22 protein-coding genes are annotated in these 25010 nt (G+C 67.6%); 11 read left to right on the top strand and 11 right to left on the bottom strand.

Translation table 11 applies throughout. The annotated features are described in order from the left end of the window. Window positions 1-86 precede the first annotated feature (86 nt). Window positions 87-332 (bottom strand): hypothetical protein, encoded by a 246-nt coding sequence (locus tag AC0VYP_RS18945; protein WP_285757414.1) that lies wholly within the window; start codon window positions 330-332, stop codon window positions 87-89. 883 nt (window positions 333-1215) lie between these two features. Further along, window positions 1216-2145: a LysR family transcriptional regulator gene (locus AC0VYP_RS18940; protein ID WP_475471036.1), complete on the bottom strand. Its 930-nt coding sequence runs from the start codon at window positions 2143-2145 to the stop codon at window positions 1216-1218. Window positions 2146-2347: 202 nt separating this feature from the next. Between AC0VYP_RS18940 and AC0VYP_RS18935 the strand changes: the two genes are divergently transcribed. Both AC0VYP_RS18935 and AC0VYP_RS18930 read left to right on the top strand, forming a co-directional pair. Further along, complete coding sequence (locus AC0VYP_RS18935; RefSeq protein WP_285757412.1) at window positions 2348-3091, top strand: SDR family oxidoreductase; 744 nt, start codon at window positions 2348-2350, stop codon at window positions 3089-3091. Window positions 3092-3132: 41 nt separating this feature from the next. After that, complete coding sequence (locus AC0VYP_RS18930; RefSeq protein ID WP_475471034.1) at window positions 3133-4062, top strand: amidohydrolase family protein; 930 nt, start codon at window positions 3133-3135, stop codon at window positions 4060-4062. 624 nt (window positions 4063-4686) lie between these two features. Here the strand turns inward: AC0VYP_RS18930 and gabT are convergent. After that, window positions 4687-6033, bottom strand: coding sequence for a 4-aminobutyrate--2-oxoglutarate transaminase (gene gabT / locus AC0VYP_RS18925; RefSeq protein ID WP_285757410.1), 1347 nt, complete (start codon window positions 6031-6033; stop codon window positions 4687-4689). 179 nt (window positions 6034-6212) lie between these two features. On the opposite strand from gabT, the gene AC0VYP_RS18920 reads away from it, so the two are divergent. From AC0VYP_RS18920 to AC0VYP_RS18905, 4 genes are all read left to right on the top strand, one after another. Further along, on the top strand, window positions 6213-7736 hold the full coding sequence (locus tag AC0VYP_RS18920) for a PucR family transcriptional regulator ligand-binding domain-containing protein (protein WP_475471033.1): 1524 nt from the start codon (window positions 6213-6215) through the stop codon (window positions 7734-7736). 852 nt (window positions 7737-8588) lie between these two features. Next, window positions 8589-9008, top strand: coding sequence for a hypothetical protein (locus AC0VYP_RS18915; protein WP_285757409.1), 420 nt, complete (start codon window positions 8589-8591; stop codon window positions 9006-9008). 107 nt (window positions 9009-9115) lie between these two features. After that, the gene (locus AC0VYP_RS18910) at window positions 9116-9487 is read left to right on the top strand and encodes a hypothetical protein (protein WP_475471031.1); all 372 of its coding nucleotides are present in this window, start codon (window positions 9116-9118) and stop codon (window positions 9485-9487) included. Between the two features lie 314 nt (window positions 9488-9801). Beyond that, window positions 9802-13767: a hypothetical protein gene (locus AC0VYP_RS18905; protein ID WP_475471029.1), complete on the top strand. Its 3966-nt coding sequence runs from the start codon at window positions 9802-9804 to the stop codon at window positions 13765-13767. Window positions 13768-13789: 22 nt separating this feature from the next. Here AC0VYP_RS18905 and AC0VYP_RS18900 read toward each other — a convergent pair whose 3' ends face one another. The 3 genes from AC0VYP_RS18900 to AC0VYP_RS18890 form a co-directional block, all read right to left on the bottom strand. Beyond that, on the bottom strand, window positions 13790-14059 hold the full coding sequence (locus tag AC0VYP_RS18900) for an HPr family phosphocarrier protein (RefSeq protein ID WP_285757406.1): 270 nt from the start codon (window positions 14057-14059) through the stop codon (window positions 13790-13792). Between the two features lie 73 nt (window positions 14060-14132). Then, entirely contained in the window at window positions 14133-15083 is a 951-nt protein-coding gene (gene pfkB / locus AC0VYP_RS18895; RefSeq protein WP_475471028.1) for a 1-phosphofructokinase, read from the bottom strand. Next, complete coding sequence (locus AC0VYP_RS18890) at window positions 15080-15841, bottom strand: DeoR/GlpR family DNA-binding transcription regulator (RefSeq protein WP_475471026.1); 762 nt, start codon at window positions 15839-15841, stop codon at window positions 15080-15082. The genes pfkB and AC0VYP_RS18890 overlap by 4 nt, the downstream gene beginning before the upstream one ends. Before the next feature lie 250 nt (window positions 15842-16091). Here AC0VYP_RS18890 and AC0VYP_RS18885 point away from each other — a divergent pair, with 250 nt between their 5' ends. Continuing rightward, the gene (locus tag AC0VYP_RS18885) at window positions 16092-16973 is read left to right on the top strand and encodes an Fpg/Nei family DNA glycosylase (protein WP_285757403.1); all 882 of its coding nucleotides are present in this window, start codon (window positions 16092-16094) and stop codon (window positions 16971-16973) included. A gap of 182 nt (window positions 16974-17155) precedes the next feature. Then, entirely contained in the window at window positions 17156-17809 is a 654-nt protein-coding gene (locus AC0VYP_RS18880) for a YceI family protein (RefSeq protein WP_475471025.1), read from the top strand. Between the two features lie 52 nt (window positions 17810-17861). Here the strand turns inward: AC0VYP_RS18880 and AC0VYP_RS18875 are convergent, their stop codons facing one another. The 4 genes from AC0VYP_RS18875 to AC0VYP_RS18860 form a co-directional block, all read right to left on the bottom strand. Further along, on the bottom strand, window positions 17862-18392 hold the full coding sequence (locus tag AC0VYP_RS18875; RefSeq protein WP_285757401.1) for a phospholipase: 531 nt from the start codon (window positions 18390-18392) through the stop codon (window positions 17862-17864). A gap of 142 nt (window positions 18393-18534) precedes the next feature. After that, on the bottom strand, window positions 18535-19626 hold the full coding sequence (locus AC0VYP_RS18870; protein ID WP_285757400.1) for a PI-PLC domain-containing protein: 1092 nt from the start codon (window positions 19624-19626) through the stop codon (window positions 18535-18537). A 153-nt stretch (window positions 19627-19779) separates the two neighbouring features. Then, window positions 19780-20247 carry a hypothetical protein gene (locus AC0VYP_RS18865; RefSeq protein ID WP_475471023.1) on the bottom strand — a complete coding sequence of 156 codons (468 nt, stop codon included), beginning with the start codon at window positions 20245-20247 and terminating at the stop codon, window positions 19780-19782. A gap of 155 nt (window positions 20248-20402) precedes the next feature. Beyond that, window positions 20403-20786 carry an LURP-one-related family protein gene (locus tag AC0VYP_RS18860; protein ID WP_475471021.1) on the bottom strand — a complete coding sequence of 128 codons (384 nt, stop codon included), beginning with the start codon at window positions 20784-20786 and terminating at the stop codon, window positions 20403-20405. Window positions 20787-21080: 294 nt separating this feature from the next. On the opposite strand from AC0VYP_RS18860, the gene AC0VYP_RS18855 reads away from it, so the two are divergent. Next, window positions 21081-21782 (top strand): GntR family transcriptional regulator, encoded by a 702-nt coding sequence (locus AC0VYP_RS18855; protein WP_285757397.1) that lies wholly within the window; start codon window positions 21081-21083, stop codon window positions 21780-21782. Here AC0VYP_RS18855 and AC0VYP_RS18850 read toward each other — a convergent pair. Continuing rightward, on the bottom strand, window positions 21762-22994 hold the full coding sequence (locus AC0VYP_RS18850; protein WP_475471019.1) for an MFS transporter: 1233 nt from the start codon (window positions 22992-22994) through the stop codon (window positions 21762-21764). The two genes, AC0VYP_RS18855 and AC0VYP_RS18850, sit on opposite strands and share 21 nt — an antisense overlap. 301 nt (window positions 22995-23295) lie before the next feature. Here AC0VYP_RS18850 and AC0VYP_RS18845 point away from each other — a divergent pair, with 301 nt between their 5' ends. Together AC0VYP_RS18845 and AC0VYP_RS18840 are read left to right on the top strand one after the other, a co-directional pair. Next, window positions 23296-23634 carry a nucleotide pyrophosphohydrolase gene (locus AC0VYP_RS18845; protein ID WP_285757395.1) on the top strand — a complete coding sequence of 113 codons (339 nt, stop codon included), beginning with the start codon at window positions 23296-23298 and terminating at the stop codon, window positions 23632-23634. Window positions 23635-23855: 221 nt separating this feature from the next. Further along, window positions 23856-24974 carry a chitinase gene (locus tag AC0VYP_RS18840; RefSeq protein WP_475471017.1) on the top strand — a complete coding sequence of 373 codons (1119 nt, stop codon included), beginning with the start codon at window positions 23856-23858 and terminating at the stop codon, window positions 24972-24974. The last annotated feature ends 36 nt before the right edge of the window (window positions 24975-25010 follow it).

Genomic DNA, 25010 nt, shown 5'->3' with positions numbered 1-25010 from the left:
GGACCCGGAGCACCCCTCTCGGTTGTAACGCCTGACGCGCATGGCACCGAACCGTCCGGTTGCTCGGGGCAATCGGACGGCGACCCTCAGTGCGCAGCGAAGGCGTGATCGAACATGGCCGCGTCGTGCCCGGTCATGTAGTGCGCACATTCCGCGCACCCGTAGACCTCGGTGCCGTCGGGAAGTGCGCCCACCGGATCGCGCGGACGTGGCCATTTCACGTAGCAGATCGCGCAGGCATCCCCCATGATCTGCGCGGTTGTCAGTGACCCTGGATCGAAGATGTAGTTGTCGTCGCCGGTTCCGGCGTCAGGTGTGCTGCGATCGCACATAATGCTCAGACCGCTCAACGTCCCTGCTCCCCCCGTGGTTTAGGACAGTCTGGCGGGCCAATAGTTATCGGCTCTTTATTGAAGCAGATGCGAAGCGCTTCCGGAATAGCTGAAGTCAATTTTTGTCACTCGCAGCTTAGCGTCAATAACTCTAAGTAGCGAGAAAGTGAAAAATCAACTATTGACTTCGTAAACTGGGCGACATGTCGGATATTTAGCTCGATGGCAATGGCATTGCTGTCCCTAACGGCATCGCGCAGGAACTCCGCACCCCGATCAGCGCCATCCGCATCTTGCCCGAGGGCGCCCAGGACGGCCCGACCACCTTCGACGAGGCGTTCACCGTGGCCCTGCCGAAAAGAAGCCGTGCTGCTCCGGCACGTCACCGATGGCCTCCAGCATGTGGCGCGGGCTGATGCATTACGTCCGCGACCTTCGACGGGCGGCACCGGCTTTGGGCCGGCCGCAGTCCGTCGGCTAGCCGAATCCCACGGCGGTGCGGCTTCGGCAACCGGTGTCCCACAGCAGAAAGCCGTCTTTGCCCTGCCCTCGCCAAAGCAGAAGGACAGGTGAGCGAAGGGTGAGGAGGGCCTCGGCCGGGCCAGTAGCCGTCCCCACGGGTTCCGACGCACTGCTGGGCAGGGAACGGGCCAGGTTCGCGCACACCGAGGCGTGGTCCCGGGGTTGACTCCGGCGGTGCCCGGAAAAGGCGTGAGGGTGTCGGCCACGACGACGGGCACGGACAGCGCCGGGCGTCGGATGCCTCGACCGTTTCGGTCCCCCCGGGGGCGAGGAGTCCGATTCCGAAGTGGCTCCGACCGAGGGCTACCCCATCGTGAGATCTGCTTCAGCTTCAGGAAGCGCATTGAGTGGGCCGAGATGTCTACTGGCTGAGTGTCGGTGCCCATTCGGAGCCTCGGGGTGACCGGGCGAGGTGCCGCTCGGCAAGTTCCCGGAACGCCGCCACCAACCGGTCGCGGTTGTCTGCGCGAGTAGCCAGAACCACCTGACTGGGCGCGATTCCCTTCAGTGGCACGGTGGTGAGTCCGGGACGCAGGCGGCTGAGGTATTCGCCGACGGGGACGATCGCGACAGCCTGTCCGGCGGCGACGTGTTCGATCTTGTCCTCGACGTCGTCGATGAGCGGTCCGTCGGGTGCGGGGCGTCCGTCGGGCCGGGGGTCGATGCGCCAGAAGGCATTCCAGCCCGGGTCGGGCGTCCGAGGGATGGGTTCGTCGGCTATGTCGTCGAGAGTCACAAAACTCCGGCCGGCCAGGCGATGGCCGAGGGGGACCACGATGGCCCGGTCCTCCTCGCTCAGGACGGTCACGGTCAGGCCCTCGGCGCGCAGCGGCAGCCGGGCCACAACCACGTCCACCCGGTTGTCGAGCAGTGCCTCACGCGGTTGGTTCCACGGCAGGTGCGCGGCGCGTACTTCCACGGAGGGGGTGCGGCGGCGCAGTTCGATGACGGCCGGGGTGACGATGAGGTTGGTGGTGTAGCCGACGGTGAAGCGCCTGGGCCTGGCCGCGCCCCGGGCGTGTGTCACAGCCCGGGTGGCGGAGGCCAGCAGCATCAGAGCGAGCGGGAGGAATGCCTCACCGGCCTCGGTCAGCTCTGTGCCTCGTGGGGAGCGGTCGAGCAGACGCGTCCCCATCTGCCGCTCGAGACGCAGGATCTGGCGGCTCAGCGACGGCTGAGTGGTGTGCAGGACATCTGCGGCGCGACCGAAGTGGCGGTGCTCGACGACAACGGTGAAACAGCGGACCAACTTCAGATCCAGGTCGGGGGGTGTCGGTGGCACGTCAGGCATATCTGAGCCTAACCCCCGAGAAAGGGGAGAAGTGCGCGGATCATGCACTTGACGTGAGGTGATGCGCCTTGAGTATCGCTTAGCGCGGAACATTCATTGGCCAGGGGACAGACGGTGGACGCAGGATGGGATTCGGCAGCCCGGCGATCCCCGGGGCCGCGTTCCTCCACATTCTGGTTCACCGTCCGATCGGAGTATCCCCATGCCCTTGCCCACCGCTCTGATCACCGGAGGCACCAGCGGAATCGGTAAGGCGTCGGCGGAGCTGCTGCACCAGCAGGGGTACCGGGTGATGGTCACCGGACAGAACCCGGACACCCTTGCGGCCGCCAGGAAGGAGCTGCCCGCAGGCGTCATCATCCTCCGGGCAGACTCGCGCTCCACCTCTGACACCGACCACCTCGCCTCCGAGGTCCGCACTCGCTTCGGCCAACTCGACGTCCTTTTCCTGAACGCCGGCATCAGCCGCGCCGCGCCGCTGGAGGCGGTCGATGAGGCTACCTACGATGACGTGTTCGCGACCAACGCGAGGGGACAGTTCTTCACACTCCAGAAGACACTGCCGTTGCTCCGAGACGGCTCCTCGGTCGTCTTCACCGTGGGTATCGGCGCGATTCGCGGCATCGCGGGCGGCAGCATCACCGCCGCGAGCAGAGGGGCCCTGCTCGCGATGGTCCCTTCACTGGCAATCGAACTGGCGCCCAGGCGCATACGCGTCAACGCGGTGAGCCCGGGGGCCGTCGAAACTCCGATCTGGTCGAAGTCGGGCCTGCCCCCCGAAGCGCTCGCCGAGGCGACCGAAGCCATGGCCGCGCGGATCCCCTTCGGGCGTATGGGGTCGGCTCGCGAGATCGCCGAAGTCGTGGCATTCCTCGCCTCCGGCTCCTCCGGCTACGTAACCGGCCAGAACATCGTCGTCGGCGGAGGCAGCGGAATCGCGGCCTGAACACCTCTCCCCTTGATCGACACCACAGGAACAGGTCTTGCATGGACATCATCGACGCACAACTGCATCTGCCACATCCCTGGTCGGATTGGACACACGGAGAGGAGTCCTACCCCTCCCTGCTGACTGAGATCGTTCTCGCGCAGATGGACGCAGCAGGCGTCAACGCGGCCATTCTCGTCAGCCATCCGGAAATCGCCCCCGCAGAGTGGTGTGAGGCCGCCGTCGCCCGGCACCCCGGGCGCCTCGCCACCGTACTGACCCTCGACGAGACCTCACCCGACATCGCCGATCAGGTGGCCCGTGCAGGCAAGGAACCAGGCGTCCTGGGGCTTCGGGTCAACCTCGCCTTTCCCCCTGATGCCGTCGAACGCCTGCGGGCCGGGGCCTACGAGCAACTACTGATCGCCGCTGAACAGCACCGGATGCCGGTCTGTCTCCTGGCGTCAGGCGTACTCCCCGACATCGCGACAGTGGCACGCTCGCATCCCGAACTCCCTTTGATAATCGACCACATGGGGCTGAACCAGCCGCCACTGATCCCGGCCGACGACCCTCCGTGGCGCGACCTCGGCCACTTGCTGGCCCTCGCAGAACTACCGAACGTCTTCGTCAAACTCTCCGGCGCACCGACACTGTCCACCAAGGCGTACCCGTACCCCGACATCTGGCCTCACCTGCTGCGGGTTCTCGGCGCGTTCGGTGCCGACCGATGCATGTGGGCGACCGACCAGCACCGGGTTCTCGGACGGTTGCACGGCTTCGACCCCGTACCGATGTATCCGGGTTATCACTCCTACGCCCAAGGCCTGCACTACCTGCTCGACCAGCCCGAGCTGTCCAAATCGGACAAAACCGCGCTGCTCGGTGGTACCACGCGCCAGGTCATGAGCTGGCCACCAGCACCGCTTCCTGCTGCCGACGGACGGCGTGCGGACGTGGGACCCAGAGGGGCGGCGATGGGGCGGTAGACCGGCGAACTCGATGGTCATCGGACACGCGGCAGACAGAGTCGGCTTCGGTGACCGGTGGACAGCCCGATGTCGAAGGCCGCCCCCGGTAGAGCATCTCGTATGAGCGCGGGGCGGATCGTTCGGCGCAGCCGCTCCCGCTGAACGCCGACGGGCTGGACCAAGGACAAGCGCCTCGGGGCATGTCCGCCCGTACCGCTCATGGTGTCGGTCCGAACAGCGACCGCGGGCTCTCCCGAGAACGCCCGTGAAGCCCAACGCACACCGAGCCCTTTCCGACCCCGTCACCGAGCTGGTGAAGGCCGTCCTCGCCCCTCACCACGCGACAGCGTGGGCCGGAAAGGGCTCAGGGCCATGCGCCACCTGGCCGCAGCTGACGCGAACTCCGGCGGTTGCCGATGACCACCGCACGAGATCCATTCCCCACCACCCGACAATGATCAACCACCCAAGGCCCGAGGTCCCACCGTTCGCCGTTCACGAGCTCGCAAGGCAGACCGCGAAGCCTCATCCACCAGGGTTGCCCCGGAACGCGTGACGGGGTGGGGCGCCCCCTTCCGGCGCCCCACCCCGCAGGGACCGATCCCGGTCCCTTTCCCCGCACCCCGCATGGCAGTCGGCGCGTTACAGTCGCGCGAAGGCATCCTCGATGACCGAAAGACCTTCGTCCAGCAGTTCGTCGCTGATCACCAGGGGCGGCAGCATCCGCAGCACGTTGCCGTAGGTGCCGGCGCTGAGCAGGATGAGGCCGTTTGCGTGGCAGTGCTTCAGGACCTCGGCCAGTACGGTCGGGTTGGGTGTCCGGTCACCGTTGCCCGCCACCAGCTCGATCGCGATCATCGCACCGCGTCCGCGCACGTCGCCGATCACATCATGGCGTTCGGCCAGTGCACGCAGACGCGACAGCATGGTCGCGCCGATGGCGCGGGCCCGCTCGGTGAGCCTGTCGTTCTCGATCGTCTCCAGGGAGGCGAGTGCGGCCGCACATGCCGCAGGGTTTCCGCCGTAGGTACCGCCCAAGCCGCCTCCGTGCACGGCGTCCATCAGCTCGGAGCGTCCGGTCACCGCAGCCAGGGGAAGACCACCGGCGATGCCCTTCGCCGTGCAGATCAGGTCGGGGACGACGTCCTCGTGCTCGCACGCGAAGAGGTCACCGGTACGCGCGAACCCGGTCTGTACCTCGTCGGCGACGAACACGATCCCATTGGCCCGACAGAACTCGACGATCGCGGGCAGGAATCCCGCCCCCGGCTCGATGAAACCGCCCTCGCCCTGGATCGGTTCGATGAGCACAGCGGCCACGTTCTCCGCGCCGATCTGCTTGGTGATCTGGTCGATGGCCTGCGCCGCGGCCTCTGGGCCGCAATTCTCGGGCCCGGTCGGCCAGCGGAACGGGTAGGCCATCGGCATCCGGTAGACCTCGCCCGCGAACGGACCGAAGCCCTGCTTGTACGGCATGTTCTTCGCGGTCAGTGCCATCGTCAGGTTGGTTCGTCCGTGGTAGGCGTGGTCGAACACCACGACCGCCTGGCGTCCGGTGGCGTTGCGCGCGATCTTGACCGCGTTCTCCACCGCCTCGGCGCCGGAGTTCAGCAGGATCGAGCGCTTCTCGTGGGTGCCCGGACTGATCCGGTTGAGGGCCTCGCAGACCTCCACGTAGCCCTCATAGGGATTGACCATGAAACAGGTGTGCGTGAACCTGGCGAGTTGCTCGCTTGCTCGCGCCACCACTTCGGGGTTGGCATTGCCCACGTTCGTCACCGCGATGCCCGAGCCGAAGTCGATGAACGCGTTGCCATCGATGTCCTGGACGATGCCGCGGTCGGCCCGCTCCACGTAGACCGGCAGGACACTTCCCACACCCTTGGCGACAGCTCTGCTGCGACGCTCCTGAAGCGCCTTCGACTTCGGGCCGGGGATCTCGGTGACGATCCGGCGTTTTTGCGGAAGCCCCGCGTTGCTGGTGGCCATGATGCTGTGTTCCTCCCTCGTGAACCGGGCCCGGCGCATGCGCTACGACCGTGCTGATCAGCCCTGACACTACGGTGTGGGACAGGTCTGGCTTATTGCCGGGATGGATAGGATTTCGTGGAGTTGTTAGCCGTTTTGGCAGATTGATTGCCCCGCCCGCCTGACACGAGGAGCCCACTGTGCCGCCCACCCTGGGTGCGATCCTGCGGACCCCACGTCTGCGCCTTCGGCTGCTCAGCGGGGACGGCCATCTCGACAACACCGTGCGCTGGGTGGCGGTCAGCGAGCTCACCGATCCCACCCCCTATCTGGAGGGCGGCGAACTCGTTCTCACGACCGGGGTGCGTTGGCCGCAGGAAGACGACACCGCCCACGACTACGTGCGCCGTCTCCTCGACCGCGGGGTGGCCGGACTGGGCTTCGGCTGCGGCGTGGCCCACGAGGAGGTGCCGGAAGCGCTGGTCAACGCGGCGGCTCGCCTCGGACTGCCGCTGATCGCTGTTCCACGGGAGACCCCCTTCATCGCTGTGGGGAAGGAGGTTTCCCGGCTTTTGGCCAAAGACGAGTACGAGGGATTGAGCAGAGCGTTCGATGCACAGCGTCAGCTCACCCAGGCGGCCTTGCGCGGAGCCGAGGCCGTGGTGGACCGGCTGGGTGCGGAGCTGGACGGCTGGGTGCTGTTGCTGGCTCCGGACGGAGCTCCCCGACACGCCAGGCCGCCCGACGCGGTTTCGCGCTGGGCGGGGTTGACCGCGGAAGTGCGCAGGCTCGGTGCTGCCCGCCAGCCCGCCAGCGCTTCATTGTCCCAGGACGGCCAAACCGTCTCGATACAGCCGTTGGGAGTGGCGGGACGTATTCACGGCTTCATCGCCGTGGGCGGGCCCCGAGCCCTGGGGGCCGAGGAGCGCATGCTCGTCAACGGGGCCATCTCCCTGCTTTCCCTGGAACTGGAGCGCAGTCTGCCCGGCGCGTTGGAGATGCACCAGGGCGTCCTGGAGGCGTTGCTCAACGGAGCTGTGGCGATAAACGATCCAGGGACTGCTGGACTGCGTTCGGCCCTCCCGCGAGAGCCTGTGACGGTTGCGCTGACCGATAGAAGTGCTGCCCCGTTGTCCGGAGACCCTCGTTTCCACGACTGTCTGACCGGTGTGGTCAACGAGTGTTTCGTGGTCGTCGGCGGAGCCGGGGCCGACCCCGCGGGGGTACTGGCCGAGCTCACGGGGGGGCCGGTCGGAGCGGGCGAACCCGCGGGCCTCGACGAGCTTCCGGCCGCGAGGGCCCAGGCCGCACGCGCCTTCGACCTCGCGCGCAGCGAGGAGCGCGCACTCGTGCGCCACGGGGACCTGCCAGGCGGTTTCCTCGGCCTGCTCGACACCCCGTCGGGAAGCCGGTTGGCGCACGGTCTGCTCCGTCCGTTGCTCGTGCACCGCTCAGCCATCGACCTCCTGGCCTCTTTGCGTGCCTATTTGGCTGCGTCGGGAAGATGGGACGCCGCGGCCGAGGCGCTGGGAGTCCACCGGCACACCTTGCGCTACCGGCTCACGCGAATCCGCGAACTTCTTCCCGGGGACCTCAACGACCCCGATTACCGGGCCGAGCTCTGGTTGGCTTTGCGCATGCTGGAAAGAGAGATTCCGCTGGTCCTGAAAAAACCACCGGGTGCCACGGCTCTCTCGAAAAAATCCGGCCTCGATAACGAGTGAGACGCTTTTCGATGCTCTGGCCAGGTGCTCCATGTGTCCTGTGGGGCAATTGCCGGTCAGGTTCAGGGGATGTTCGCAGTGAGGTTCGTAATTGCTGTGGTTACCAGTATCCCTGACGGTATTCATTTGAAACTTTTTCGTCAGTCTGATGCTCTCCGGTGCATTCGATACGAGTGCTCGCCCTCTCTTCGGCGGACGTGAATTATAGGTTACGGTCTGCTGATTACTCGATTTAATGTCTTCCGGATAGTGGAAGGATCAGGTTTTCTGTAAGCAAGTGCCCTACTTTGGGGCGAGCGGAGCGAGTGGAGTCGAGTTGGATGGCCGGTTCCGGAGGGGGATGCTCGGTGTTTTTGAGTATCCACAGCTCAAAGCGTCTCTTTTGATGGTTTTTCGGGTGCCGTGGATGGGTGTTCGAGGCCGGCCTCCGGGGAGATATACGTCTCGTTTGGTGATCATGGTCTGATATGTCGGATGGTGCCGGCGGTGGCGGAGGCCGTCATTTCTGTATCGTGAGCCGGATTTACTCCATTGCGTGATCTGATGGTTACGCTGCGGCGTTGAATTGCTTTTTTGGTCGAACCCCTGCGCGATTCCCGGAATCGGAATACTCTCGCTGCTGTCCCGAAGTGATGACGTTTGCAACGGCTCTCCGGCATTTTGGAGCGAGCCGTCGTTCGGAAACAGCGAAGGAACACGGTGCTCGCGATCAACGACGACATGAAGGGAATACTGGACATACCCGGTGCGCGCAGTGTGTCTCTAGTGGAATGTGCGACTGGTCGCGTCGTGGCCGAATTCGGCCACGAATCCGAGGTTTCGCGGTGGGGTGCCGGGGAAATCGAGGGTCTCGTGCGCGCCATCGTCGAGAACCCAGAAACTGCCTCGGGTGATTTCGCCACGCAGTTGGAGGACGTGGTGCTCACTGCCCGTCAGGGATACCTGATCGCAGCGATCACCCGAGTCCCCGGGGGTGACCGCGGTTTTCTGTTGCTGCGACTTGAGCGCGACACCGGCAACCTCGCCCTTGCCCAGCGTGCGCTGGGGCGGCTGGTGCGCGGGGTCACCGCCGTCGCCGAGGCGGAAGCCGCGCCGGTACTTCCGCGGCGCTGCAACGATGTCCAACGATTGGCGCACAGTCCGGTTCGTGACCGGACCCGACCTGACGCGCACACCCTGCACCGCGTGCTGGGGGCATTGAAGCGGTCGCTCTACGCGCCGCCGGTGTCCCAGCGCGGTACCCGTCTCGGCGTGAGAGCCGAGGCGACCTGAATATGCGGCTTCTCCGCCGTATCGAGAAGCTGCTGACCAAGCGGCCGGAGCCTCACGGTGACTCCCCGGAACCTGCTGAATCGACCTCAATTTTCGAAGGACTCGACATGGCGAACCTGGACAGCGGACTCAAGGAAATGATGGCCATCGACGGGGCGGTGGGTGCCTCGATCGTCAACTACGGAAGCGGTATGTCGCTGGGGTCGCTGACCACCAGTAAGGCGCTGGACCTCACACTGGCCGCGGCCGGAAACACCGAGGTGGTCCGGGCCAAGATGCGCACCATCGACCAACTCGGGCTGAATGATTCGATCGAGGACATCCTGATCACGCTGGGTTCCCAGTACCACATCATCCGGCCACTGGCGAGTCGTAAGGGGCAGGGGCTCTTCATCTACATGGTGTTGGACCGTGGTCGGTCGAACCTTGCGATGGCTCGCCACCGGCTGCGCGGTATCGAGGAGACCCTGGAGGTCTGATCATGCCTCCTCCGTCGTGGGGCGGTTGGCGCCGTTGCGTGCCAATCGCCCGTGCAATTGCATGAGAGACATCTCGGAGGTGAGTGCCTAGCAGGTTTATGCCGCTCTCGCAGGTAGTGGCCGATCCCGGTCGGATCCTTGCCGTCTTCTCCATACCTCTCACCTGCCGTATCCCGGATCGCGACAATGAAATTGGTTGCTTTCCGTGATCAATCGATCACTGAATTTTGCGATCGGTTTCGGTTGAGTGAGAGGTGCGACATGGTAGCGGCGGACAGAACGTCCATCCCGGACCACGGCGGGGAGGCCCGCCCATGAGATCCGGGGAGCGCCGGGCGCTATTGGTCGCCGTTGAGGGCACTAATCAGGCCACCGGCGGCCCCGACCACGCACGGTCGCGCAGCCGGACGCTGCGGTCCGCCTTGGTCGGTGCGGACTTCGGCGACGTTCGCACCCTCCTGGACCCCTCGCGGTCCAGACTCGTGAACGAGTTGCGCATCTTCTTCGCCACAGCGGGTCCCGACGACACGCTTCTTCTGGCGTTGAGCGGGCGCATCGTCAAGAACGGCGAGGGCTCACTGCACTTCTTCGCCGCTGGCAGCGGTCGCCGGCCGGAGACAGCGGGAGTCGCCCTCGACGTCCTGGCCGAGGCGATCGAGCGCGGATCCGCGCGTTCCGTCCTGCTGCTCCTGGACTGCCAGTACAGCGGATGGTTCGACGACGGCCCCGATGGGCGTGCCGAGACCGTTCCCGAACTCGACCTGCGCAGATGTCTCCCGATCGCCTCGTGCGTGGTGTTCGCCGGCAGTGCCGGAAACGGATCATCGGCAGGAGAAACCGATGCCTCTTTCGCCCAGGTCGTCGCCGCAGCCCTGGGCGGAACCGCCCGTGACCGCGACGGGGACGGCTGGATCGACAGTGACGATCTCAAGGAGCGATTGTTAGCCGAACATGCCGCGGGCGGGCGGAGCCCGGTATTCATCACCGAGGTCCCCCCGGTCGGACTCATCCGGTCTGTTCCCGGTTCTCTTCCCGTCCAACAACGGCCCGCGGCTCCCCTGAGCGCTGCCCGCGGCCCGGAGGCCGACTTCCTCGCAGAGGTCGCGGTGGTCACGGCAGGGCTGCTCGGTGAGTGCCGCGACCGTGGCGAACTGCGCGAGCGCCTTCGGGTTGAGCTGCGTTCCGTGGGCTGCGGCACCGTGCTGGCCGAGGAGACCGTCTCAGTCGCCGACCACCTACTCGACGACGGCGGGTGCACCGATCCAGCCGGACCCCGCGTGTTCCCCGGACACGGGCCCGACCCCCAGACCGAGGTGACCGCTTTCGGTGCGGAGTTGGCTGCGCGGGCGCTTCGATTGCGCCGCGACCACGAACTGGACGCCGCTCCGGCCTCGGGATGGGGGCGTTCCACCTCGAGGCGCGGTGACCGGGAGGACCCCAACGCCCCCTTCACCAACGCCCGCTGGCTCTCCCTCCTCACCTATCTGCGGGACGGGCTCGACCGGACCGCCGTGCTGAAACACCTGGTGGATCTCGCCGTCCCGGACGGACACGCGTTTCGCCCGGCAGGTCGCGAGACGCTCATCAGCGGTACGGGTTCGGCTCCCGAAGCAACCCCCGAAGAGCTCCTGGTCGCGCATACTGCTGGTGTCAACAGGGAGACCCTGCGCTATGGCTACCCCCTGGTCGTGGTCCGCACCGAGAATCCGGACCACCGCACCGCCGCGCCCCTGTTCGTGGTGGACGCCGAGATCGTCAACGACAACGGCGTCAAACGCTTGCGCGCGGTATCGCCCCCCGAGATCAACCCGGCACTGCTGGAGGCCGACACCGCCTACACCGAGAGCGAGTTGACCGGTCTGCGCAAGTGGTGGCACGAGCAGCGCGACGCCAGAGGCGTACCCGACCTCGCGGCCACCACCCGCCGGGTGCTCGCCCACCTGGACATCGAACGCGCGGACGACATCCTTCCGTCGCGGCTCGCCGCCGCCCTGGCTCCTGACGACACGCGTTCCGGGGCGCACAATCTCGCGATCCTCTTCAGGGTCGGCTCCCACCTCACCGGCGATGCCGGCCTGTTGGCCGATCTCGACGGTTCCTGCGGAGAGGGCGTTGACCCAGGACGTCTTCGCGGTACCGCGCTGTCCGCCCTCGCCGGGGAGCAGCGCCCCGAGCTCGACGACCCGGTTCTGCTCCTGGCCGCAGGTGGGCTCAGCGAAGCCCAGACCGGCGTACTGGTCTCCGCGATGAACCGCCGCCTCACCGTCGTGGCAGCTCCGCCGGGAACCGGCGCCGGCCAACTCGCCCTTGCAGCGGTGCACACGGCCGTGGCAGCCGGACAGGCCGTGCTTTTCGCAGCTCCAACGGCCCAGGCCGCTGACGACTTCGTCGTGCGAGCGGGAAGGACAGTAGAGCATCTGGTGGTGCGCACGGGGGAACCCGGCCACCTCAGCCGTGAATCCGCCGTCCTCAACACGTTGCTCTCCCGTTCCGCCGGCGGTGGAGTTCCGACCGTGCAGGAGATGGGGCTGCGCGACGACTGGACCGGCATCCGTGACGCCCGGCGCGCCATCGACGCTCTGGCCAGGATCGAGCGCGACCTCGCACTCCTCGCCACGGCACGGGGCAGGGTCGTTGACGCCGGCTGGGATCCCGAGACGTTGTTTCGAGGCGGACGCCCCCAGGACTGGCTGCGTCGAAGCGAGCGTGCCGCGGGTTGGGGGCTGCTCAGGCCGCTTCGGCGCTCGGTCATCCGGCGCGGGCTCGGTGTGTCCACCGACTCCCGCAGTCTGGCGCGGCTGTGTGAGATCGCCCGTATCGAGCGGGTGTGGCGCGCGACCCTGGACCGCTACCACCGGACCACGTCGTTGGACGACCTCTACAGTGACCTGGAAGCGGTCGCGGGGTGTCACCGGCTCTCCAGCGCCGACTACCTTTCGGCGGTGGTGGGCCGCCGGCTGACCCAAGGACGGCAAGCGGTCCTGAACCGCCTGGAATGCTTGAACTGGCAGTCCGGAAACACGGCCTGGTCGGGCTTCAAACGATTGCTCACCGCGGTCCCGGCATGGGCGGTGCAGACCGGCCGGGCCCGCGGCCTGCCACCGCAGCCGGGACTGTTCGACCTGGTGGTCATCGACGAGGCGGACCTGTCCGATGTCGCCGCTGTCGTGCCGCTGCTCTATCGGGCCAAGCGCGCACTGGTCATCGGTGATCCCGCCCGCCCGGCGCCTCTTCCGACGCTGACCGAGCACGAGGAGCGTACCCGGCGCGAGCGCGCCGGGCTCGGTGAACGATGGCTGGTCGAACGCGCTCTCGGCGGGCCGGGAAGCTCCGCCTACCGTGCGTTGGCCCGGGCGACTGCCGGGGCGGGGGGCAGGGTGCACTGGTTGGACGAGCATGAAGGCTCCCATCCGCTGATCGCGGCCGCGGCCGACCGCGGCTGTTATGGCGGACGGCTCACGGTTCTCACCGATTCCCGCACACTCGTCGCAGCCGGAGGGCAAGCGGTGGAATGGCGCGATGTTCCCGGGGAGTGCGAGAGGACGATCGGCGAGTCCTACGTCAACAGGGAGGAGGCCCGTCGGGCGGTAGGCGTGCTCCAGGAACTGGACACCCTGCTGCCGGTGGACGCGACCCTGGGGGTTGCCGCCGGGTCGCGCGCGCAGTGCACCCTGCTGCGCCAACTGGTGGGGTGCTCGCGGTTCACCCGCGAGGTCCATGTCGCGGCCGCATCCGCCTTCGGCTCCCGCGTCTACGACGCCGTGGTGGTTTCCCCGGTCCTGTCCGGGAGTTGTCCCGACGGCGGTCCGTTGACGCCGGCATCGGCCGTCGTCGAGCAGTGGACTGCGTTACTGGGCACGGCCGCATCTCGGATCGTGGTGGTGGGCGACCGTGCGTCTTGGCTGTGGCGGGGCGGAGTGCTGGCCGATCTGGCCGGGATCGTCGCGGACGTGCAGCACGAGCGTCCCCCGGAAACACTCGCCGACCTGATCCAGATCTTGCAGGGGATGGCGGACGAGGTCGTGGTCGGGTCCTTTGTGCACGGCCATCGTGTCAACCTCCGGGTGCGCACTCCCGACGGCACCGTCCTGGTGCTGTTGGACGGCTCCCGGGACGGTCGGGAACTGCGTGGCCTGGCCAAGCGTCAGCGGCGGTTGCGCGAGCTCTCGGGGCTGCCGGTGCGCCGCGCTCCGGTCTGGCGCTGCCTGCACGAGCCCGAAGCCCTGGCGAAGGAGATCGTCCTTGCCGAGAACTGCACTCCGGGCCGGTCCCGTTCCTGAAGGAACGGGACCGGCCCGGGGGTTAGACCGCGTCCAGGTCGGTCTCCAGGAGCTGGGCGAGCTCGTCGAGCTTGGCGTCGGCGTCGTCTCCCTCGGCGCTCAGCACGACCTTGGCACCGCTGCCGACGCCCAGGGCCATGACGGACAGCAGGCTGCGGGCGTCAACAGGGTCGCCGCCCTCCTTGGCGATGGTGACGGGCAGTCCGGTGGCCGTGGCCGCCTGCACGAAGAGGGTGGCGGGGCGGGCGTGCAGACCGACGGACGCTCCGATCGTGGCGGTTCGCTGCGGCATTGTTCTCCTTGGTGTGAGTGGGGGGATCAGGCATCGGCGGGTGCCGGGCCGTTGGTCGTCGGGGCGGGTGCGGTCAGAGTTCCCGCACCACCAGATCGGGATCGGGGTCGGTGCTGACCTGCACGGCACCGGGGTCCACCTCGGATGCGGTGGGCACGGTCGTACCGGGCAGGGCAACCGCTGCCGTGCCCCAGGCAACCGCGTTGCGCAGCCGGTCCTCAGGGGCTGCGTTGACGGCTGAGAGGTAGCCGGCAAGGGAGCAGTCGCCCGCGCCCACGGTGCTGCGGGGCACGACCGAGGGCCCCTTGGCCAGCCAGCACTGGTCCTTGAGCACCAGCAGCGCGCCGTGTCCGCCCAGGGTCACGAGTGCTGCTTCGTTGCCCCAGTTCAGGACCTCGCGTGCGCCGGTGACGACGTCGCCGAGCGTGGGCAGGGGGCGGCCGAGGAGGTCGGACAGTTCCTCGTGGTTGGGCTTGAGCAGGGACAGCGTCCCGTGCTTGGCAGCGCTTTCCAGCGGGGCCTCGGAGGTGTCCAGGGCGATGGGCACACCGTGTGCTGCTGCCCGTTCGGCCAGACGCACGTAGAAGTCGGAGTGCGCACCGGAGGGAAGACTGCCTGCGGCCACCAGCCAGCGCGGGCCGCGGGCGAGTTCGGCGTCCACCGCGGCCAGCAGCGCAGCAGTCTCTTCCTCGCTGAGCGTGGGACCGGTGACGTTGAGCTTCGTCGTGGTGCCGTCTGCCTCGGTAACGGTGATGTTGCTGCGGGTCGATCCGGAGATGGGGACGGCGACGGCCGGCACCTGACGTTCGGTCAGCAGTGCGGTGAGCTGGGCTCCCTCGGTGCCGCCGACGGGGAGGATCGCGGTGGTCTCCACGCCGGCTCCGCACAGCGCACGTGAGACGTTGACCCCTTTCCCGCCCGGGTCGGCCCGGGCGACACGTGCCCGCAGCACCTCGCCGCGCTCCAGGGCGGAGATCTCCAGGGTTCGGTTGACGCTGGGGTTGGGGGTGACGGTCAAGATCATGCGAACTCGATTCGTGGTCCGGCCGCCTCGATCTCCTCCGCCACCCCGGTGTCCAGGCCCGAGTCGCAGATGACGAGGTCGATGTCTTCGATGGGGGAAAAATATGCGGATTCCGTCCGACCGAACTTGGTCCGATCGGCCAGCAGAACGGTGCGTCGCGCGGCCGTGATCAGTGCCCGTTTGATCTGGGCCTCGTCCGCTTCCGCGGTGCTCAGCCCTCGGGTTGCACAGATCGCGTCCGCCCCGATGAACGCCGTGTTGACGAACAGGCCGTCGAGCGCACCGAAGGCCCACGGTCCTACGGCAGCCATTGTGCGCCCGTGCACCCGGCCGCCGAGAAGGTGGAGTGTGATGGCAGGGTTGCGGGCCAGTTTGGCTGCGATTGGGACGGAGTGGGTGACCACGGTCAACTCGCGGTCGGCGGGGAGCAGGTCGGCGATACGCCCGGTGGTCGTCCCCGAGTCGAGGATGACCGTGCCGTTGTCGGGGACCTGGGCCAGGGCAGCCCTGGCGATGCGCCCCTTTTCTGCGGAGCGCGTCTCCTCGCGTCCGCCGACTCCCGGATTTGCGGGTAATTGACCGGTCGGTACTGCGCCGCCGTGCAGCCGGTGCAGCAGGCCGCGCCGGTCAAGGGAGGTCAGGTCGCGCCGGATGGTCTCGGGAGTGACCGACAGCCGCGACGCCAGGTCTTTGACCTCGACCCGTCCTTCCTCGCGGGCGCGCGTCAGAATTCGCTGGTGACGCTCGGCCGCGTGCATGGCGCGTACCCACCTTCGTGTGAGTTCGGGTTCGTTTCGTGTTTGTTTCTATTTGAATATGTCTGGTTCTGTGGGTTTGTCAAGGAAAAAGACGTGCGTAGCGGAAAAAACTTCACTATTTTTATGCTTCCCGAGGTCACGGAAGGCCGGTTTCGTGTCGGCTTCAGGGGTGTTCTTCGCTGGTCGGACGCCTCGGTAGAGTGCCAGACGTCACCGGCGACACCCGGCGGCACGGGGGGAGAGGAACGCGGTGCCCGAAGGCCACACACTGCATCGGCTGGCGACCCATTTTGCGAAGACCTACGGCGGCCAACGGTTGCGGGTGAGCAGCCCGCAAGGACGGTTCGCGGACGGGGCCCGTCTGATCGACAACCGGGTGCTCGCGGTTGCGGAAGCGCACGGCAAGCACCTCTTCCTCGGTTTCGACTCCGGGGCGTGGCTGCGCGTCCATTTGGGCCTCTACGGTGCCTGGACGTTCGGTGACTCCGAGGGCGAGCACAGTCTCGGTGCGCCCCGGCAGGGGAACAGCGAACCCAAGCGCCTGGAGCGCGGGGCGGACGGGTTCGTCGTCGCCCCGTCGCCGACCGGGGCGGTGCGCGTCCGCTTCGTCGGACGCAGCGGATGGGCGGATCTGCGCGGGCCTGCCGCCTGTGAAGTGATCGACGTTTCGGGCAAGGAGGCCGTCCAGGATCGCCTGGGGCCCGATCCCTTGCGCGACGACGCCGATCCCGAGCGGGCATGGTCGGTGGTCGCCAAGTCGCGGACCACGATCGCCGCCCTCCTGATGCGTCAGGACGTCATCGCCGGGATCGGCAACATCTACCGGGCCGAGTCGCTGTTTCGCTCCGGAATCGAGCCGCATCGTCCCGGACGCGCCGTGGACCTCACCGAGTGGGAGGTGCTGTGGGCGGATCTGACCGCCCTGTTGGAGGACGGCGTCCGGGACGGTCGCATCATCACCACGCGCCCGGAGCACCGTGCCCAACCCACGGCCCGGCCGGTACCCCGCTCCGATGCCTTCTACGTCTGCTACCGAACGGGCGAACCGTGCCGGATCTGTAGTACGCCGATCAAGGCGGAAGAACTAGCCGGCCGGACCCTTTATTGGTGTCCGCAATGTCAGTCTCAGTAGACGGCCACGTGTGATTCGGTTCGTCGGATCAAATTTAGCTGTCCAAGTCGGCAGTGGCGTGCGACTTTATGCCCGGGTTTGGGAGACAAGGTGCGGTGTCGGTAACCGGGTGGTTACGGTGTTCTCCTGCGTCGCGCGTGTCTGATCGGACGCGTCCGGAACCGACCTGGAAAGGCCGCGAAATGGACATCGAGGAGAGAGACGGGGGTCGCCTGCACCTGCTCCAGCCGATCGGCGAACGGTCGGTGCCCCAGGCCGACACCTGGTACATCGATCCGGTGCACTCCAGCGTCGGTTTCGCCGCGGGGATGCAGGGCCTCGCCCGGGTCCGGGGGCGGTTCAACAACCTGTCGGGCGTGGTGTGGGTCGCAGACAAGCCAGAGGAGAGTTCGGCCAGCGTCACCATCGACGCCACGGCCATCGACACCGGAATCACCCGTCGCGACGACCACCTCAAGTCGCCCGAGTTCCTGGACGTGGGGCGCTTCCCGGTCCTGAGCTGGCACGGTCACCGGGTCGAGCCCACGGTTGACGACGGGCTCTGGACGTTTCACGGCGATCTCACGGTCAGGGACGTCACTCTCCCGGTCCCGCTGCGGGGCAGGTTCCTCGGACAGTGTCCCTATCCTTTCGGCGATGCCGAACTTGCCTGCTTCTCCGCGACGGCCACTCTCGACCGGTTCGATTTCGGCCTGGATGCGATGGGCCCCCTGCCCGGGGCCAAACTGTTCATCGGCCGCCGGGTGGAGATCAACCTGGAGGTGGCCATGATCAACACCGACATCAGGTTCTTCACCGAGCGCTTCCTCTCGCCCCGCCGCGCACAACGGAGATAACGACAGCGGGGGCGGGGCACACAAACCGTGCCCCGCCCCCGAACGGTGTCTTCTATTCCGCGGTGCGCAGCGCCACGTACTCCTGCACCTGGTGCTGGACCTCGGCCTTCTGCAGTGCCTCGGCCGTGGTGGCACTGGATGCGCCGAACTGGCGGACCGCCTGGTAGTAGATGTTGGCCACACCCCGGCACACGGAGTTGGAGCCGCAGACCGAGTACAGGTCCGCGCGGAACTTGTCGTCGATGCGCAGGCGGTTGGCCTCGCTGAAACGCGACTGCAGCTTGTAGTTGCGGTAACCGAAGTCGTGGCGGTGGCAGCTACTGGTGAAGTCGTAGCCCAGCGGGGCGTCCGGCGACCACGAGCAGGCGTCGGAACTCCAGTCCAACTGGTCTGCGTAGGGCCGCTGCGCCCGGGTCTGGCTGAACGAGGACAGCGAGGCCTGGAAGAGGTACTGGTCGGTGACGTCGCGCAGTTGCTGCGGGGGGAGCGCGGCGTGGGCGACGCCCATTCCGGCGAGGGTCAGCAGACAGGCCGCGATCATGCTGATCACGGCCTGCGCCAGGCGTCGAGCGGGGAGACGCATGTGCGGTCGGCCTTTCGCTGAGAAGTAAAAGACTTAACTCCTGAGTAATAAACGATGGGGTCGGATTGACGAAAGAGCCTCACTCGAAACAGAGGGTAACGAATTGGTAGCGTTACGGATAGTTCTGCTGCTCCCGGCGGTCCTAGCCGCGGGGGAGCACCGAACCCAGCACCGTGGGGAGATCGGACCAGTCGCTGGTCACGGTGGTCGCCCCGGCCGCTGCCAGCAGTGCCACGCGGTCCGCTGCCTCCTGCTCGCTCGGACCGGTCGCGCTGATCTCCGGTGACACACTGTGTGCGCCCGTCATGACCAGCAAGTAGTTGTTCTCGACGTACCAGCCGGTGTCGATTCCGTTCAGATAGCTGGTCGCGCTGCCGTCGAAGACCACGAACCACGGCCTGAGGTCCTCGGGGTAGCGGGTGCGCGGGTCGCCCGACGCTGCACCCAGGACAGCGGGAAAGGCCGTTGCGGAGCCGAGCGTGCCGTTTTCGGAAAGATCGCGCAGATGCCGCCCGTACTCCTCGTCGGTCCACAGGGTGTCGAAAGGGTTTCTCTGCTCGAAGGTTCCCGGGACCAGTTCGATCAGGAACCGGCCGGCCAGGGAGTCCCAGTCGCCCGATCGGGCCGCGGAATCCAGATCGGGGTGGTCGCCCAGCAGGTCCGCCGGTCGATAGACGGCGTCGCCGAGCGTCGCGGCCACCAGGTCGTCGAATTCGGCGGGACCCAGTCCGCCCCGGCCGTAGAACCCGTCCTTCATCTCGACCTTGACCACGACGGCCTGGTGATCGGGGGTCGCTTCGTGCCAGGTGCGCATGTCGGTCAGGCAGGCCCGCAGATTACCGTTGGCGTTCCCCGAGCGGAGTCCGGCCGGATCGGTGGCGCCGACACAATTGTTCTGTTGGCCCACCAGGTCGTGGTTGACCCGCCATGCGCCGATCAGGTCATCGGTCCATACGTCGATCTCCACCAGTCCCGAGCCGGAGTCCAGTGCGTCGGCGAGGTAGTCGAACTTGGCTTTCTCGTAGGCGTTGTGAAGGCCCACTGTCGTTGTCGCGGAGGCGGCGTCGTCGGCGGAGCCGTCGGCATGAGCGGTCGCACCAGGTGCGAGCAGCGCGGCAACGGTCAGGCCGCCGACGAGGAGGCGTGCAGCGGGGCGCGCGGGCAAGGGGAGCTCCTTGGGGAAGGCCCCGCCGAGCAGCAGGAAAGGGGCAGCCGGCGCGCGGGCGTTGGCCACGGCGCGGTGCTGGGAAGGCGGGGGTGGGAGGATGGCGGTCGAGCACGTAAAGGAATCGTCTGGTAACTCATGGTGCCATCGCTGTCGTGCAGGGGGAAGAGCCCGTACGACTTTCGCCGCTCCGTCACCCGCGTCCCGATCGCTGCGGGCCCGTCAGCGCGGGGAGACCTCGCTGGTGACCTCCCAGGCGATCTCTTCGGCCAACTCCTCGGTCAGCTCGGCCCCGGCCAGACGCTCGGCCAGTCCGGTCGCCTGGTAGACGGCGTGGAGCCCCTTGTACTGGGCGTCCGCGGCGCTCAAGACCGCGTAACCGTCCCAGTAGGCCGGGTTGACGGCCAGGACCGCCATGTCGTCGTTGTGCGGGATCGCGCCCGCCTCGTGCGATTCGTGGAGCTCCCGGATGAGTTCGGCGTCCACTTCGGGGACGTCGCGTTCAGAGAGGTAGACCTCCTCCAGGGCCTCGGCCTGTTCCTCCCCGAGCAGATCCGGGGAGTACCCGAAGTCCTCGGCGTACTCGGTGAGCCGGGCCGCGATCGCGGTGAGCTGTCGCTCCACCGCCTCCGCGCTGGCCGGCCCGTAACTAGCGGCCCGAACCCGGTCGGCCAACTCCTGAACGTCCACGGTCTTGCCTCTCGACTGCCGCCCGGCCGGTGCCGGGCACCGCACCATGCTCCCACCGGTGCGTCAGCGGACCGGACGGTGGGGATGGAGAGCGGGTGGCGTCGTGGACAGAACCGTCCGGGGCGCCCTCTGCGCTGCTCGGCACGGCCGGTCCGCTAACGGCCCTGGAGCGCGTCCAGTGCCACCGCCATGGCGATGGCCAGGCGACGGCCCACGCCTGGGCGGTGGATATCGATGGTGTACCGATCGCGCAACCCCCACTGCTTGTCAACAAAGAACACGGTCTGCCCGTCCAGGGTGAAGGCGAAGCGGTACGGAACGAAGGACAACGCCTCGATGAAGCGGCGCAGTACCCCGATCGCGGCATTGCGCTCCTGGCCGGTGACCCGGCCGAGGTCCGGCTGCTCGACATGCCGGGTCAACCGCAGCAGTGACTGCTTGAAGTCCTTGCGAAACAGGCCGACCGTGGCGCCGGCGTGGTCGGTCACGTCGTAAACGGCACCCAGGTCGATGACATCGTGCGCCTTGAAGCCCAACACCGGGCACCGCTTGCTGCCGTCGGTGTAGAGGGTGACCTGCTCTTTGAGACCATCCGCTGCTGCTGGGCGAACGCCGGCGGTTGGCCCTCGCTGCCGTCGGGGAGCACGGCGTGGAGCTGGTACTGGTTGACCAACGGGCGGATCGGCTTGGTGCGACGCCCCAACCCGCGCGGGGGTTCTGGAAGAGACCGTATGTATACATTCGGTGCGCTCCCGCCAATAGCATGAGCGGATACGACCGCTCCCATCAGCGTGCTAACGGTTGAGGGGGGCCAGACGGCGGGGAGAGCCGACTTGCGCCAGGGCACGCGGGTGTACGAGACGCTCAAGGAGGAGATCGTCTCCTGGCGGCTCGCCCCCGGATCGCTGCTGACCGAGGTCGAGATCGCCTCAAGGGTCGGCGCCTCCCGCACACCGATCCGGGAGGCGTTGGCCAGGCTGGTCCGGGAGGGGCTGGTGCGCCCGCTGCCGGGGCGCGGACTGGTGGTCACCGAGGTCTCGGTCGAAGGTGTTGCGGAGCTGTTCCAGATGCGTGAGGCGCTGGAGATCTACGCCACCCGGCTCGCCGCGCGCAACGGCTCGCCCGAGGTCTTCACCGACCTCCACGAGCGCCTGCGCGTGGTCGCCGAGACGCCGAGGGAAGAGGTCGGCGACCTCACCGCCTACTACGCGCTCAGCCAGGAGTTCGACGACGCCGTCGCGGAGGCCACCCGCAACTCCTATCTGCGTACCGCGCTGCACGAACTCGGTGGACACCAGGTGCGGCTGCGCCGTCTCGTCCGGCGCACCCCCGACCGTGCCTTCGACGCCGCTGCCGAGCACATGGCCATCTGCGCGGCCATCAGGGAACACGACGAGAACGGTGCGGCCCGCGCGGTGGCCGAGCACATCCGGATCAGCTTGGACGCGATCCTGGCCGCACTGGTCGAGGAGGTGGCGGGTTCCGTGCTGCTCGGTGCGGACTCCGCCACCGGTTCACGCGCTGTCGGCGGTTGACCCCCGGTCCGGTGGGGTGCGCACGGCCGCGCCGCCGGCCAGCGCCAGGACCGCGCAGGTGAACCACACGGCCCCGGCGGCACCGCCGGTCCCGGCGATCAGCGCCGCCCCCGCCGGCATCGCCACCAGTCCGAACCGGTTACTGGTCAACCGGATCGCCAGCGCGGTACTGCGGGCTGAGGCGGGGACCGCTCGTACCACGCTGGTCATCGTCAAGGGTTGCCCGAGCCCCAACAGGAAGCCACCGACCAGCAGCGCCGCACCCATGGTCACCGGGTTGGCCTGGGGCAGCGGCACGCAGGCCAGTGCGAGCGCCGCCCCGCCCGCGCTGAGCATGATGAGGGTGCGCCTGGTCCAACGGCGCAACAGCAGGGGAAGGAGCAGGCGCGACGCGATCGCGGCCACCGCGCGCAGGCTCAGCAGCGCCCCCGCGACGACCGGGGCGATCCCGCGCTGTTCGGCGATCAGCGGGAGGTAGGCGACCAGGATGTCCACCGAGGCCAGCAGCGCCATGCTCACCAGGAGCCCGGACGGGATCCCCGGACGGCGCAGGATGGAGGGCAGACTCACCTTGGGCTGGGTGCCCACGGTGCTCGCACCCGCGGTGCGGTTCGGCGCGAGCCGCGCGGCGATGCCCAACAGGCAGGGCGCGGCCAGCAGGGCCGTGGCCACGGCGATCCACAGTGCCGCCCGACTGGGGTCGGTGAGCCCGGTGCCGGAGGCGTCTCCCAACAGCAGTCCGGCGACCCCGGGGCCGATCATCTGGCCCACTGCGACGGCCGCGGTGAACCAACCGAAGTCGCGGTCCAGCAGGTGCTCGGGCGATTGCCGGGCGATCAACCCCTGGCCGGCGATGATGAAGACGAGGTGGCCGAGCCCCAGGAGGCTGCCGCCCAACGCCAGCACCCACAGCGAGGGTGCCACGGCCAGGATCGCGGCGGCGGCGGCCAGCAGCGCGATCCCCGCGCCCAGGACCAGGGACGAGCTGGGATAGCGGTCGGTGAAGCGTCCCAGAGGCACCGCTGCCAGGACCGCCACCAGTGAGTAGGCGACGGTGAGCAGTCCGATCGCGACCTCGCCGGCGCCCAGCGAGATCGCCAGGTAGGACATCAACGGTCGCGCGAGGTTGTGCGCGGTCTGGAGGAGGACGACTGCTACCAGCAGCCAAGGGAACCAGTTGCGAGACGTCGGTGAGGCGGGTGGCGGGTGCACGCTGTCCTTTTCGCGACCGCGGGGGTGGGAGAAGCGGTCAAGATCGGTCAATTTTCGTATGCATAAATGTATACACCAAGCTCTTTCCGATGAAATAAGTGTGCTCGTCATGCGCAGGACGTTCTGGTGCGAATGGGGGTCTCCGCCCCCTTTTCCTGCCCTGTTCGGCGGCCTCGTGTGCAGAGACGGAGTCAACCTCGGTATACGCAAAGGGATACCGAAGGCGGTGTGCAGGGGAGCCGCGTCGGTTTCCGGGATGGCTGTGCGACGACGCCGGTGGCGGTGGTGGTAGGTGTAGCGGGTGAGTATCCCGAGCCTGCAGGACCTTCTGGCCGATTTCGCCGCCCGGCGCGACTGGGAGCCCTTCCATACGCCCAAGAACCTTGCGATGGCACTGACCGGTGAGGCGGGTGAGCTGGCCGCGGAGTTCCAGTGGCTCACTTCCGAGGAGTCGGCGAGAGTGATGGAGGACCCGGCCAAGGCGACCGCGGTGCGCCACGAGATGGCCGACGTGCTCAGCTATCTGCTGCGCCTGGCCGACGTCCTCGACGTCGATCTCGACGCCGCCCTGCGCGAGAAGGTCGCGATCAACGAGGGGCGCTTCCCCGAGGCGGTCCGGGAGGTGCCGGGGCGGCACTGACCTCTTCGCCCAGGGGGCGGGAAGGTGTTTCACGACCCCGCCGAATCCTTATGGCCGCAGGGGCGGCGGCCTCGGCCGTTGACAATGCGCCATGGCGAAGCTACTTTCGGTCAATATGTAAGGAATGTTTCCTTTTTGGCTGGGGCGTGCGGCCGAGCAGGGCCAACTCGCGTGGTGCGTCCACCGGCCCCCCGCTTCGCCCACCGAAGGAGACCGAGAAAATGCGCAGTCCCCTCCTCCGCGGTGCCGCCCTGCTCGCCACGGCCACCCTGGGGCTCTCCCTGTCCGCGTCCCCGGCCGCGGCCGACGCGGCGAATGCCGCCGCTATCCCGCCCAAGGCCCTCGTGGGCTACCTGCACGCCAGTTTCGCCAACGGGTCCGGTTGGGTCAACATGGCAGACGTCCCCGACGAGTGGGACGTCATCAACCTGGCCTTCGCCGAGCCCACCTCCGCGACCTCCGGCCAACTGGAGTTCGAGCTGTGCCCCGCCAGTGAGTGCCCCGGTGTGCCGGACAAAGCCGAGTTCATCGCCCAGATCCGCGCCAAACAGGACGCGGGCAAGAAGGTCCTGCTGTCCGTCGGCGGCCAGAACGGCCAGGTCTCGTTGGAGACGCCCGCTGCCCGTGACGCCTTTGTCTCCTCGGCCTCCGCCATCATCGACGAGTACGGCCTCGACGGCCTCGACGTCAACTTCGAGGGCCACTCCCTCTTCCTCGACACCGGGGACACCGACTTCCGAGCACCGACCACCCCGGTCATCACCAACCTGATCGCCGCACTCGACGGTCTCGTCGAGCGCTACGGCGACGACTTCGTGTTGACCATGGCTCCCGAGACCTTCTTCGTCCAGGTCGGCCACCAGTTCTACGGCAGCGGCCAATGGGGCGGCGCCGACCCCCGGGCGGGAGCGTATCTCCCCGTCATCCACGCCATGCGCGACGACCTCGCCATGCTGCACGTCCAGCACTACAACTCCGGTCCCGTCATGGGCCTGGACGGCGCCTACCACTCCATGGCCACGGCAGACTTCCACGTGGCCATGGCGGACATGGTGCTGGCAGGGTTCGCCGTCGCGGGCGACCCCGAACGGTTCTTCCCGCCGCTGCGCCCGGACCAGGTGGCCATCGGCCTGCCCGCCAGCATCAACGCGGGCAACGGCCACACCCCGGTTGCGCAGGTGCACACAGCCCTGGACTGCTTGACGCAAGGGGCCGGCTGCGGCGGCTACCAGCCCCAGGAGACCTATCCCGAGCTGCGCGGCCTGATGTCGTGGTCGATCAACTGGGACCGCTTCAACGGCGACGAGTTCGCCAGGGAGCACGGCGCCTACCTTCGCTGAGGACCCTGCGTATTCACGTCCGCAGGTGCGGGCGAC

This window comes from Nocardiopsis sp. iso_186 (assembly GCF_056173365.1).
This window is presented reverse-complemented; position numbering and strand designations above follow the sequence as displayed.